The 11,927-nt window shown below is 58.4% G+C and carries 13 protein-coding genes; 10 read left to right on the top strand and 3 right to left on the bottom strand.

Going from position 1 to position 11,927, the window contains the following annotated elements:
- The 4 genes from epsC to RMO15_RS00770 all read left to right on the top strand — a co-directional run.
- Positions 1-582 (top strand): serine O-acetyltransferase EpsC (gene epsC, locus RMO15_RS00785; protein ID WP_309706944.1); only part of this gene is annotated, 582 nt, incomplete at its 5' end.
- Between the two features lie 25 nt (positions 583-607).
- Positions 608-1,945, top strand: coding sequence for a VanW family protein (locus RMO15_RS00780; protein ID WP_309706942.1), 1,338 nt, complete (start codon positions 608-610; stop codon positions 1,943-1,945).
- A 15-nt stretch (positions 1,946-1,960) separates the two neighbouring features.
- The gene (locus RMO15_RS00775; RefSeq protein ID WP_309706940.1) at positions 1,961-2,401 is read left to right on the top strand and encodes a hypothetical protein; all 441 of its coding nucleotides are present in this window, start codon (positions 1,961-1,963) and stop codon (positions 2,399-2,401) included.
- Between the two features lie 139 nt (positions 2,402-2,540).
- A complete protein-coding gene (locus RMO15_RS00770) occupies positions 2,541-4,430 on the top strand; it encodes an amylo-alpha-1,6-glucosidase (RefSeq protein WP_309706938.1) in 1,890 nt (629 codons plus the stop codon).
- Here RMO15_RS00770 and RMO15_RS00765 read toward each other — a convergent pair.
- Entirely contained in the window at positions 4,377-5,270 is an 894-nt protein-coding gene (locus tag RMO15_RS00765) for a HEAT repeat domain-containing protein (protein WP_309706937.1), read from the bottom strand. The genes RMO15_RS00770 and RMO15_RS00765 overlap by 54 nt on opposite strands.
- Before the next feature lie 71 nt (positions 5,271-5,341).
- Positions 5,342-5,965, bottom strand: a complete 624-nt coding sequence (locus RMO15_RS00760) for a superoxide dismutase (RefSeq protein ID WP_309706935.1) — start codon at positions 5,963-5,965, stop codon at positions 5,342-5,344.
- A gap of 81 nt (positions 5,966-6,046) precedes the next feature.
- Here RMO15_RS00760 and RMO15_RS00755 point away from each other — a divergent pair, with 81 nt between their 5' ends.
- The 6 genes from RMO15_RS00755 to RMO15_RS00730 all read left to right on the top strand — a co-directional run bounded on the left by RMO15_RS00755 (position 6,047) and on the right by RMO15_RS00730 (position 11,146).
- Positions 6,047-6,643 (top strand): RNA polymerase sigma factor, encoded by a 597-nt coding sequence (locus RMO15_RS00755; RefSeq protein ID WP_309706934.1) that lies wholly within the window; start codon positions 6,047-6,049, stop codon positions 6,641-6,643.
- Positions 6,640-7,290 carry a hypothetical protein gene (locus RMO15_RS00750; RefSeq protein ID WP_309706932.1) on the top strand — a complete coding sequence of 217 codons (651 nt, stop codon included), beginning with the start codon at positions 6,640-6,642 and terminating at the stop codon, positions 7,288-7,290. Before RMO15_RS00755 ends, RMO15_RS00750 begins: the two co-directional genes overlap by 4 nt.
- A 3-nt stretch (positions 7,291-7,293) precedes the next feature.
- Positions 7,294-8,607, top strand: a complete 1,314-nt coding sequence (locus RMO15_RS00745) for a hypothetical protein (RefSeq protein ID WP_309706930.1) — start codon at positions 7,294-7,296, stop codon at positions 8,605-8,607.
- A gap of 37 nt (positions 8,608-8,644) precedes the next feature.
- Positions 8,645-9,604: an acetylxylan esterase gene (locus tag RMO15_RS00740; protein WP_309706928.1), complete on the top strand. Its 960-nt coding sequence runs from the start codon at positions 8,645-8,647 to the stop codon at positions 9,602-9,604.
- A 345-nt stretch (positions 9,605-9,949) separates the two neighbouring features.
- The gene (locus RMO15_RS00735) at positions 9,950-10,276 is read left to right on the top strand and encodes a hypothetical protein (protein WP_309706927.1); all 327 of its coding nucleotides are present in this window, start codon (positions 9,950-9,952) and stop codon (positions 10,274-10,276) included.
- A 12-nt stretch (positions 10,277-10,288) separates the two neighbouring features.
- On the top strand, positions 10,289-11,146 hold the full coding sequence (locus RMO15_RS00730) for a sugar phosphate isomerase/epimerase (RefSeq protein ID WP_309706926.1): 858 nt from the start codon (positions 10,289-10,291) through the stop codon (positions 11,144-11,146).
- Between the two features lie 206 nt (positions 11,147-11,352).
- On the opposite strand, the gene RMO15_RS00725 is transcribed toward RMO15_RS00730, so the two are convergent.
- Positions 11,353-11,927, bottom strand: a 575-nt coding sequence (locus RMO15_RS00725) for a phytanoyl-CoA dioxygenase family protein (RefSeq protein ID WP_309706925.1), incomplete at its 5' end; no start/stop codon positions are given.

The following is an 11,927-nucleotide window of genomic DNA, read 5'->3' as shown; positions in this document are numbered from 1 at the left end:
GGACTCTGGGCGGTTCTCTACCACCGCTTAGCACATCGGCTCTGGATACACAACCTCAAAACGGCGGCTCGCTGGGTCTCACAGTGGTCGCGGTTTGTGACGGGCGTGGAGATCCATCCGGGGGCAACGATCGGGCGACGTTTTTTTATTGACCACGGCATGGGAGTCGTGATCGGGGAGACGGCGATAATCGGCGATGATGTGCTGATGTATCACAATGTCACTCTTGGAGGAACGAGCCTTGAAAAAACCAAGCGTCACCCCACGATTGAAAATGGCGTTTTGATTGGTATGGGAGCAAAGGTATTGGGCGATATCACGATTGGAGCCCGTGCGCGAATTGGGGCTAATGCCGTCGTTATCCGAGATGTCCCTCCCGACTCCACCGCTGTCGGAATTCCGGCACGCATTGTTGGGCAGGACAATCCGTCCACTCACGCTCCCGTCATGGACGCCGCCCTCAACGCTCCCGATCCTGCCGCTGAGGCATTGCGTCTTTTGCGTGAGGAGGTACAATTACTCCGACAACGTATCTCAGCCATTGAGGGGCAAAAAGAGCATGAAACTCCCCCTCCTCTATAATCTCTAACTGCAACGAATTACTCCTATGACAAGCTCAGAAACCAGCAACGAATTTTCCGAATTTACCGCAGAGCCACCACGTCGCTCACGCGGCTTTGTCCTTGGTCTCTCCACCGCGCTCGTTGCGCTCGGTGCAGTGGGAGTGGGATCGGTTGTCAGTTACTCACGGACGCTCCCCAGTACGGATAGTATCGCGCCTGGTGTCCGCATTGGGAACGCCGATGTCAGTGGGCTCTCACGGGAAGTAGCACAAGAAAAGGCGCGTGGGTGGGCCAAGGAGCATCTGGCAAAAGCGGTGGTTCTCACGGCACCTAAGTCGGAGAAGAAGTGGGCTATCACACTCGGGGAGCTTGGTGGGCGCTTTGATCTGGAGCCTGCGGTAAATGCGGCGTGGCAGCTGGGCAAAGAGGATAACTTTTTTGAGCGCCTCTACCATGGAAAGCGCGAGCGCAATGTGACCTTGAACCCCGAGTTCAAGCTGGATCCGGCCAAGCTGGATACCTATCTGGGACGTGTTGCCAAAGCGGTTCGTAAGCCTGCTCAGAACGCTCGTGCCAAAATGGAGTCCGGGGGGGGGCTTTCCTTAGCGAAGAAAGAGGAAAAGGGCATTGAGCTTGATGTGGAAGCAACCAAAGCGGCGCTTCTCAACGGCGGCATGGGATCGCTAATTGGCGGCAAAACGGTGACCATTTCTGTTAAAGAAGAGCTCCCTAAAGTTACGGCCGAGGATCTCGGGAAGATGGGCACTCTGCTGGGCTCCTACACCACGGACTATGGCGGCTCGCCACGCGCTCGCAAGACCAATGTGGGGCTTGCAACGTCCAAGATCAACGGGACGCTTCTGGCTCCCGGTGAAGTCTTTTCCTACAATGACATCGTCGGGCCCCGTGAAAGCGAGTTTGGCTGGAAGATGGCCCATCAGTACCAGGATGGCCTCGTGGTGGATGGATACGGGGGCGGGGTGTGCCAGACCTCTACCACGCTCTACAATGCCGCGATCCGCGCGGACCTGAAGATCGTCAAGCGCTCTAATCACTCCATGCCCGTTCGCTATGTCAGTGTGGGCTGCGATGCAGCTGTGGCCTATGGGGCCGTAGACTTTAAGTTCCAGAACTCAACCGACGGCCCCATCTTTATTGGGGGTAAGGCCAATGGGGACTCGCTCACCTACCGAATTTATGGCACCAAGCCTTCGGAACGTAAAGTCCTCTCATTCTACGCAGGCTCACGTCGCTACAACTCCTCAGGAGGCTCGTCGGTGACCAGCTACCGGAGAGTGCAGCTTCCGGATGGCAAAGTCAAAGTCGAAGTGATTGACTACTCGTCATACCGGGCTCCTCGTGCAGCACCTTCAAGCCGCTAGCAGAAAGTTTTAGAGATGAAATCTTCCCGCGCCCTTGCTTTTGTTGCCCTTGGCATTGTCCTAGGGCAAGCTCCCCCCGTCCGTGCACAGCTTGATAAGACCATCAAGGCTGCTGCAATTTTGTTTGCCGTGGATCGCTTTGGCCCCGATATCAACAAGTTTGTCAACGAAGTCACACGCACCAAAGACATCGGTGACGAAGCCGTGACCAAAGTCGTCCCAATCTTAACCGTCGGCAATGGCACTTACGCTGGAGCCGCGCAGATCAATGGCCCCCGCCGCCTCGTGGACACGGTTCGTGCCGTCGCGCAGATGGAAGGTGAGAAACGCATTATCCAGCCCACCGTTCGTGTGCGTGGCCTCATCCCCGTCTCGGATCGCGCCGTCCGGAGCCTCGAAACTCTAAAGCGCGTCCCCGGCGTCGGCGTTACCGCCACGCTGGAAGTAAAGCTGTAGCCCTCCTCCCCCAGCCCCTCCTCCCAAAACTGGGAGGAAGGGACTGGAGGGGAGCCCGCAAATCCCTCGCAACTTCCCTCTTCCCAACCTGCCTCCACAGGATTGGGAGGAGGGGCTGGGGGAGGAGGGGAAAATTGTTATGACCTTCGAAGAACTCGCCTCCAAAGAGTGGCTCCTCACCAACGGAATCGGCGGATTCGCCTCCGGGACGCTCGCCGGGTGCGCCACCCGCCGCTATCACAGCCTGCTCACCGTCGCGCTTGATCCACCATCGGGTCGCCGAATGTCGCTACTCGGCAGCCTCGATGAAACCGTGATTATCGACGGTGTCGAGTATCCCCTCGCCACGCATGTCTACGAAGACGGCACGATTCACCCCATTGGCTGGGAGCACTTGGCAAATTATACGTATCTCGGCACGGTACGCCACTATCATTTTGAGTTTCCCACAGGTGCACGACTCCGTAAATACGTCGGGCTTGTTCCCGGTGAAGACACGCTGATTATCACTTACCATCTCACGGACTGCCCACAAGGTGCGACACTACGGGTGGCTCCATTGGTCTGCTGGAAAGACTACCACCAGCACATGCACCGCTGGGATGGCTTCCCGACATCGCAAGGCCCTGATCATCATGGGTGGTTTTTCCAGGCAACTCCCGATGCTCCTACGCTCTCCCTTCAGCTTGAAGCTTTGGCCGACTTGTCGTACGGCAATACCGATAAACGCACCAAAGCGGTTTGGCAGAGTGTGGGCTGGTGGAATGACCAACTCTTTCAACAGCGGGAAGCCGAACGTGGCTTTCCTGCAACCGAGAGTCTCTACTGCCCTGCTATCGCCGAAGTGCAGGTTCTCAACTTCGCTACCGTAGGTTTCGTCGCCACGCTTTACCCGGAACGCTCAGAGGATTGGTATTCCACAATGGGAAACCTGCGGGGCATCAAATACTCCCCAGAAACACCCTATATCGTCGCCGCTCCCGATGGCCGTACGACGATTCTTGCAGGCTATCCGTGGTTTACAGATTGGGGCCGCGATACGTTTATCGCGCTGCCGGGGCTGTGTCTGACAACGGGGCGCGATGAGATCGCCAAGCAGATTATCCGAGACTTTGTGCCGTGGGTGCGTAATGGGCGAATTCCGAATCGCTTTCCGGACAACAACGATGCGCCTGCCTACAACAACGTAGATGGGACGCTGTGGTTTCTGCACTGTATCGGGCTGTGCGAGCTGACCGAGGAGCTTTCGTTGGCCGTGGAGACGATAGTCACGGCGCACCTTGAGGGCACGGTGGGCGACGGGATCTACTGCGACTCCGACGGGCTCTTGCGGTGCGGCGACGACCACATGAACCTGACGTGGATGGACGCGAAAGTGGATGGGGTGGCGATCACGCCGCGCTACGACCGGCCCGTGGAGGTGCAGGCACTCTGGATCAAGGCACTCAAAGTGGCGGGAAAGAGCGAACTGGTGGAGAAAGCCACGGCAGCGTTTTTAGAAAAATTCGTGCGCCCCGATGGCCTCGGGCTTTATGACTGTCTTTTCCCCGACGGCACGCCAGACGGAGCGATTCGGCCCAACCAGGTGATCGCAGCGGCACTTCTGGACTTAGGCGAGACGGTGAACACGGCAGTTCTCGCCGTCGCGACGCAGCACTTGCTCACGCCCTATGGCCTGCGCACACTCTCCCCTGCCGACTCACGCTTCTGCCCACGTTACGAAGGCGGGCCGCATCAGCGTGACTCCGCGTATCATCAAGGAACGGTCTGGCCATGGCTGATCGGGAGCTTCTGCGACCTCTACAAAAAAGTCCACGGAGCCAGTGCCGATGTATCGCCGTTTCTGGCCGAGCTAGAACGCCACCAAACAGAAGACTACGGCCTCGGAGGAATCGCCGAGATCTTCGATGGCGCAGCGCCCCACCGCCCCAACGGCTGCCCCTGGCAAGCCTGGAGTCTTGCCGAGGTTCTTCGGTCAAAAACGGCGAGTGCCGAGCGGGTCACCGCGCCAGTCACGGGCGATCTCTAAGGACTTCCCGTGTTCCAAAGCCGCAACGGCTTCTCGGGCCATCTCTTGAGCGCCTCGGAAGCCATGAGCGGGAACGGTCTTGCTATTCTCAGCCGTGATTGCTTTCCGAAGAGCAGGAAGTGCTTTCGTCCCGCCAATGGCGGCGAGTGCCCAAGCCGCGTCACGGCGAACAGTAGCATAACCGTCCGTGAGTGCGCGAATAAGCGCAGGAACGGACGAGCGATCTTTCACGCGGCCCAGTGAAAGGGCAGCATGACTACGAGTGCCATGGTAGGGATTTTCCAGAAGCTCACGCAGAATAGACACGGATTTTGAGTCGCCCATCATGCCCAATAGATCGGCAAAGTGACGTTTTGTCGCGTCGTCTATCTGTGAGTCTAGCTTACGAATCTCGGGGTAGCTGACGGTATCTTGAAAGCGGGCGAGGAAGAAAGCGGCACGCAGAGGAACGGCCCCCTCGGAGAGCTTGTTCTTTTCTGTCGGCGTGAGGAGGGAGCGCAAGACGGGAATGGATCGTCGGTCGTTGCGCTCACCCAGGGTAAGCGCAGCACCGTTGCGGACCTGGACGTTCGTTTTCGGAGCAAGGCACTCAGCAAGAGTCGCATTGACTCGCGTGTTGTCAAAATCTGTCGTCGCAGACTTGCTGCGGTTCTTGATCTCGCCTATCGCAGCAGTCGCCAAGCGGGGGTCGGGACCAGTAACATATTGAAGAAGAGTATCCAGGGTTGCGGTCCAGACAGTGGTAAGGATCTTGCGCTCCGCCGGACTTACCAAACGAGACATCGTTGCGAACCGCGCTTCGACAGGGCTTAGCCGCGCTAGGTTTTCTCTCTCTTGCATAATTTCTTACCTAGGCCCCCCCCTCTCTCCCCTCCTCCCAAGCGTGGGAGGAGGGGCCGGGGGTGGCGGGATTACCGGGCGGCGTAGAGATCGGCGACTTTGTCCCAGTTGATCACGGCCCAGATCGCCTCTAGGTACTTGGGGCGGGCGTTGCGGTAGTCAATGTAGTAGGCGTGCTCCCAGACATCAATGCCCAGGATCGGGGTGCCGGTGCAGCCTGCGACGGCGCTGCCCATGAGCGGGGTGTCCTGGTTGGCTGTGGAGACCACGGAGAGCGCGCCCGCGCCGTCGGTGACGATCCAGGCCCAGCCGGAGCCAAATCGGGTTGCGCCGGCCTTGGCAACGGCCTCTTTGAGCGCGTCAAACGAGCCAAACGCGGCGGTGATGGCAGTTGCTAGCTCGCCGGTCGGAGCAGACGCGCCACCGGGAGTCATGAGCTCCCAGAAGAGAGAGTGGTTGACGTGGCCACCGGCATTGTTGCGAACCGCGCCCCGGATTGCATCGGGAACGGCGGAGAGATTTGAGATCAGCGACTCGGCGCTCCAGTCCGCGACCTCGGTGTCTTTAATGGCGGCATTGAGGTTCGTGACATAGGCAGCGTGGTGCTTGTCGTGGTGAAACTCCATCGTCTCCTGAGAGATCACGGGAGCGAGCGCATCATAGGCGTAGGGCAAAGCGGGTAGTTCAATGGACATAGTGTTTGTTTCCTTCTGGAAAAATATACCCCAATTGGCGACAGAAGTTCGCGGTTTTTCGTAGAGAGGTCGTCTATGTGTATGATGAGCGAGATTGAGCTGTTAGAAAGAGCGAAAACCGGCGATACAGATGCTTTCACTCAGCTCTGTGAGGTGCACCGGGGACGAATCTGGCGAACGGTTTCCAGCGTCGCCAAGCGCAAGGCGGATGCGGAAGACCTCGCGCAGGAGACAGTTCTCAAGGCGTGGCAGGCAATCGGAGGCTATCGTGGTGAGGCATCGCTGGGTTCGTGGCTGACACGAATTGCGCTCAACACCGCCCACGACCATCAAAAATCCGCCTGGATGCGCCGGGTGCACTTTTGGAAAGACGACCGCCCGGAGGAGCCCGATGGCTCCGCGCCGCTTCATGAGCAGAGCGAGCGGGCGGAGACGCAGAGAAAAGTACGCGCTGCCGTCGCCAAGTTAGGGGAGAAAGAGAGAACACCAATCCACCTGATCTACTTCGAGGAATTTAGTATCGCCGAGGTAGCACGGCTGGAAAACGTGCCAGAGAGCACGATTCGCAGCCGGGTCAAGGTGGGACTCAAGCGGCTTTCCGGAGCTCTTCGAGAGCTGGGCGAGCCGGAGATTGAGGGATGTCCCCCTCGCCCGTGCCACACGGGAGAGGGGGCATGAGAGGAGAACCTATGGAGATCGAAGACTTACTCAAAGACGCTGCCGAGTGGCGGCCTAATACGGAGATGCCCGTGGGCTTAGAGCGCCATGCCCTAAAAGCCGCACGCCGTCCCCCCCTCCGCCCGATGGGAATCATGCGACCACGAAGCGCCCTCTTTGCCACCGCGCTGGCCGGAGTAGCATGCTTCTTTATGGTGGGTCGAGTTGGGCAAAAGCTCACGGAGCCTGTTGGAGCACAAGTCGTCGTGGGCGATACCAGTCCCGTGCCAACTCCGACAGCAGAGCCGATCAAGAGAGTGCTTCCTCCAAAGAAGCCCGTGGATCGGCAAAACAAAGATCTGCCAAAGCGATCGGAGCAAAGGCAGGTTGAAGTAAAGCGAAAGCAGGAGCAGGAGAAGCCACAGCGAAAAACATCACGGCGTCCCTCGCCTTTGACGCAGCGTTTCCCTGTGGCACTTGACACGGTCTCTGACTCCGTCATTGTCGGAAGCCGCGTGGCGGTGGATGCTCCCGTCTACACTCCCGCCTACTACGCCGAGCCCTCCTCCGATGGGGAGAGCACCAAGTACACCCCGGTGAACGTCGCTCTCGACGATCCCGATGTCATTTACTCAGAATCACCATCCGAATCTCAACAGGAGAATTAATCCATGAAATCTTTACTTACCCTTGCGCTCACCGTAGCGCTCACGTCAACCACATTTGCACAAGACTTGCAGCGTCCCGCTCAGCAGCCCCGTGCCTCAGGAACAGGTCGGAGTGTCACTGGCCTCACAGGGGTTGCCTCCAGTAGCCCGGATTGGTTTAGCAAGACTATCAATGTGGACATTAAAAATGCCACACTGGCCGATGCCATCAAGAAGATACTGGAGGCGGCTGATGTCAAAGTGGCAAAAATTGACGATCAGCTAGAGCCTGACAAAAAGAACAAGCTCAGCCTAAAACTCGATGGTGTGAATGTCAGAGATGCCCTCGCCGCGGTTTCCCGGCTCTACGCCTCACAGGCATTTGTTCTCTCCGAAGATGGTAAAACGACTATTGAGCTCAAGAATCGCGTCGCAGATGCTGTCATCAGCCCGTTTTCTGGCTCTGGTTCGTTTTCGGGTCCTGGCTCGTTCCCCTTTGGCCAGGCAGTTGGAGGCGGGAGTGGGCGCACCACCAATGTCTTTATCACAGGCAACGCGGAGCGCTACAAAGACCTCCCTGACAAGAAAATTGATATTAAAGTCCAGGAGGGAACCGCTCTGGATGTTGTGAAAGCAATCTGTGAGAAAGCGGGACTTGACTATGAGCTCGATAAAGACCTGAAGAACGAGAGTAAAGTCAGCATGACCATGACGGGAGTCTCGGTAGGCAATGCCCTCGACAATGCAGCAGGTCTCTTGAGATGTGGCTGGAAGGCGGAGAAAAAGGGCGACAAAGTCAAGATCTACTTTGGCAAAAAGTACCCAGGCCCATCTCTCTTTGGGGGTACCGGACGAGTGGTTCTACCTACCATGCCCGAGCTTCCCATCGTGGGCAATCTCTTCACCCGCACCACCTCGCTCCCGAGTAAGCGGGTCTCACTAGATAAGAAAAGCACGGATGTACGGGAGTGCTTGAAAGATATTCTCCAGCAGGCTGATCTGAGCTACGCCCTTGCCGATGACCTGCCTAGCGACCCCAAGTCGTTCACGTTCTCTAATGTCCCTCTCGCGACCGCGCTGGCCATGATCTGTGGGAGTATCGATTTGGGCTGGTCGACGGAGGGTAGCGCCGATGGCAAGCCCGTCGTGAAGGTGGGGAAGCGCTACAAAGGCCGCAGCAGTAGCCGCTCCAGCTTCTCATCGTACACCACCATGCCGTCCCTCACTCGCGACAACGGCGCTCGGTACAATAGTGTGTTGGAGACTTATCGCACCGCTCGTCCAGCAACACAGCGTGTGGTTGCTCCTGCGCCGCGCATTCCACTGGAGTGTTTGTAGAGGAGTTTGCCCTCCCGGTGGCGAAAGAATCGTCACTATGCCACAGGTAGACATGCCGCTGGAGCGGCTCTATGAGTACACGGGGCGCAATCCGCGCCCCGTTGATTTTGATACGTACTGGGATGCCGCACTCGCCGAGTTCGATGCCCATGATCCAAAAGTCGAGCTGATCCCCCATCCCCTAAAAACGCACCACGCCGAGTGCTTCGATCTCTGGTTCACGGGAGTCGGCGGTGCGCGAATCTACGCCAAGTACCTGCGGCCTAAGAAAAGTCCCACGCCCCACCCCGCCATTGTCGAGTTCCATGGCTACTCCGGCCACTCCAGCGACTGGATCGGCAAGCTGCCCTATGTGGCGCAGGGCTACTCCATCGCCTCGATGGACTGCCGGGGCCAGGGCGGAAAGTCCGAGGATGTGGGCGGCGTCAAGGGCAACACGCTCCGGGGGCATATTATCCGAGGGCTGGCCGATAGCCCCGAAAAGCTCTACTACCGCAATGTGTACTTAGACACCGCGCTGCTAGCCCGCATCGTGATGGGCTTCAACGAAGTAGATGACAGCCGTGTCGGGGCGCTGGGGAACTCGCAGGGCGGGGGTCTGACACTAGCGTGCGCCGCGCTCACCCCAGCTCTCAAAAAAGCAGCCCCCACGTTCCCGTTTCTCTGCGACTACAAGCGTGTCTGGGAGATGGACTTGGCTAAAGGTGCCTACGAAGAGCTCGCGACGTTCTTCCGCAACTTCGACCCGCGCCACGAACAAGAAGATTTGTGGTGGGAGAGACTAGGCTACATTGACAACCAGCACCTCGCGCCGCGCATCAAAGCAGAAGTCCTCATGCCCGTCGGCTTAATGGACACTATCTGCCCGCCCAGCACCCAGTTTGCCGCCTACAACAAGATCACGAGCAAGAAAAACCTCGTCATCTACCCCGATTTTGGGCACGAGGGGCTACCCGGTTGCTCCGATATTGTGTTTGATTTTATGAGTGATCTTTAGCGAAAAATTGCCGTATAATACAAGCAGATGTGAGAAACCCCGCCCGGCGACTGTGAATCACCGGGCGGGGCTTAAGGGTTACTTCATCAGCTTCAGAGCCAAGGTATACTTGGCAATGACACTGAAGATCACCCCAAGGATGAACATAGGTATCATATGTCCCTCCTTTCTAGCCGGGGCTACTGTTAGTCGCAGTGTCCCGGCTCTCACATTTTACCAGCAATGTGGCAAACATCCGCTCCATTTTCTCTTTTATTTGCTGGCAAGGTATACTATAAGTGCTGGCAAGGGTGCCCTGACTTGCTAGCAAACCTACCCTTTAGGGCAGCAATATGGAGGCTAAGTATGGCACGTGATCCTATCCCCGCCGATGATGATAACTTACTGGTCGAACTAGATCGTTTTCTGGGGGCACTCTCCACGCCTGAAGCACAAACAGCAAGTGGTGTTTCGGCAGTAGAGCTTGCAAAGCTGAAGCAGCAGCGTGACACTTTGGCGAGCAAGAATGCTGTCAAGCGTGAGCAAGAAGCGGCATGGCGTGCCAGTGTGCAGCAGTCCAAAGAGGCACGCACTGATGTGGTGGCGCTCTTTCGTAAACAACGCCGGGCGGCAAGCAACGCCTTAGGTATGACTAACGACCTGCGCGCCCGCGCCGGTCTGCCTCTTAGCTAGGAAAAAAACACAATGATCTCAGTAGGATTTCGGATTCCGGGGGCGCTAGGACGCATCCCTTTTGCAGAGATGGCGGCCTGGGCCGCTGAGAGTGGCTTTGGCTCGATTGATCTAGGTTCACCCAACCCCGAGAATGTCGCAGCGCTAAAAGCAAACGGCTTGGGGCTGGGGACATGTGATCTCGGCGGGACACGCGACCTGCTCTCCCCCGACGAAGCCGTCCAGAAAAAAGGCATTGAGACATGTACGGCATCTCTGGAGGCGATGGCAGCGCAGGGCTTCACGAAGGCATTTACGACCTTCAACCCGCCCGACAGCACCCAGAGCCGCCGCGTGAGCCTAGAGAACTGGAGCAAGAGCTTCCCCGAAGTCGCCAAAGTCGCGGCGCGTGTGGGCGTGCGGATCGCGGTCGAAGGCTGGCCGGGGGCCAATAACAATGCCCTAGGCGTCACCCCCGAGACGCTCCGTGCGATGTTCGCGGTGGTGCCCGGCGAGGAGTTTGGCATCAACTACGACCCCAGCCACTTAGTCCGTATCGGCGTGGACTACCAGCGGTTTCTACGCGAGTTCGGAGGCCGCGCGATCCATGCCCACGGCAAAGACACGCAGCTCGACGGTGACGGAGCCTATCTCTACGGCAACCTCGGCCCCAGCCTCGACCGCCCCGTGCACTGCGGCGGCGGCGACTGGCGCTACTGCATCCCTGGCGAGGGGGTTGTCAACTGGGCCTGGGTTCTCGGCGAGCTACAACGCCACGGCTTCGACGATACGATCGCCATTGAGCTAGAGGACTTCCGCTACAACGGCAGTGTCGAGGGTGACAAGCTCGGCCTGATCCGCGCCAAGGCTAACCTCACCCCTTATCTCTAAACGCACGGTCGCCGCCCCATAGAATGGGGCGGCTGCAATGGCGTCGTGCCTCCGCCGCAAAGCCCGTGCCGGGCTGGCCTCCCCCGGCCTCGTAGAACTCGGCCACCCCCGCCGGCGTCGCGAAGGGGGGCAGTTTTGTAGCCCGGCACGGGCTTTGCAGCCGTAGGCTACTCAGACGCCTCATTTCATGGGGCGGCAATCGGCGGTCAATGGCGAAACGGGAAGTGTTCCCCGTCGCGATATTCGGGCCGTTCCAGGTACGCGTTGATACCGGGGACGGCCTCGCCACGGAGAAAAAACGGTGCACCAATCGGCTTAGTGATGCGTGTGCTGGTCGGGATGTAGCGAATCGTCAGGCCACAGCGGCGCTTGTCGCTTGTGTTGGCGTTGCTGCCGTGGATCAGATTCGGGTGGTGCACCGAGACATCCCCCGCTTTTAGGATCACGTCTACAGCCGCACTCTCGTCCACCCCCGCAATCCCCGAGGAGAGCACGTTCTCGACGCTCGTGTCTTTGGCGTGCGCCTGAAATTCGAGTTTGTGCGAGCCCGGAATCACCCGCAGACAGCCGTTTTCGGGCGTGGAGTCGTCCACGGCCAGCCAGAGCGTGACGACTTCACAGGGATCAAGCGGCCAGTAGCTGCCGTCTTGGTGCCACAGAACGGGCAGGCCATCGTGGGGCGGCTTGGCGAAGTAGTGGCTGGCAAAGAGCGCGATATGGGGACCGATAAACTTCTCCGCGATATCAAGCAAGCGCGCATCGGAGATCAGGCGCACCCAGA

This window comes from Armatimonas sp. (assembly GCF_031410135.1).
Classification (GTDB): domain Bacteria; phylum Armatimonadota; class Armatimonadia; order Armatimonadales; family Armatimonadaceae; genus Armatimonas.
Note: the sequence above shows the minus strand (reverse complement) of the source record. Positions and strands in the feature narration are given on the sequence as shown.

Coding starts and splice junctions, on each gene's coding strand:
- RMO15_RS00780 (WP_309706942.1), top strand. CDS start 608: ATGACAAGCTCAGAAACCAGCAACGAATTTTCCGAATTTACCGCAGAG.
- RMO15_RS00775 (WP_309706940.1), top strand. CDS start 1,961: ATGAAATCTTCCCGCGCCCTTGCTTTTGTTGCCCTTGGCATTGTCCTA.
- RMO15_RS00770 (WP_309706938.1), top strand. CDS start 2,541: ATGACCTTCGAAGAACTCGCCTCCAAAGAGTGGCTCCTCACCAACGGA.
- RMO15_RS00765 (WP_309706937.1), bottom strand. CDS start 5,270: ATGCAAGAGAGAGAAAACCTAGCGCGGCTAAGCCCTGTCGAAGCGCGG.
- RMO15_RS00760 (WP_309706935.1), bottom strand. CDS start 5,965: ATGTCCATTGAACTACCCGCTTTGCCCTACGCCTATGATGCGCTCGCT.
- RMO15_RS00755 (WP_309706934.1), top strand. CDS start 6,047: ATGATGAGCGAGATTGAGCTGTTAGAAAGAGCGAAAACCGGCGATACA.
- RMO15_RS00750 (WP_309706932.1), top strand. CDS start 6,640: ATGAGAGGAGAACCTATGGAGATCGAAGACTTACTCAAAGACGCTGCC.
- RMO15_RS00745 (WP_309706930.1), top strand. CDS start 7,294: ATGAAATCTTTACTTACCCTTGCGCTCACCGTAGCGCTCACGTCAACC.
- RMO15_RS00740 (WP_309706928.1), top strand. CDS start 8,645: ATGCCACAGGTAGACATGCCGCTGGAGCGGCTCTATGAGTACACGGGG.
- RMO15_RS00735 (WP_309706927.1), top strand. CDS start 9,950: ATGGCACGTGATCCTATCCCCGCCGATGATGATAACTTACTGGTCGAA.
- RMO15_RS00730 (WP_309706926.1), top strand. CDS start 10,289: ATGATCTCAGTAGGATTTCGGATTCCGGGGGCGCTAGGACGCATCCCT.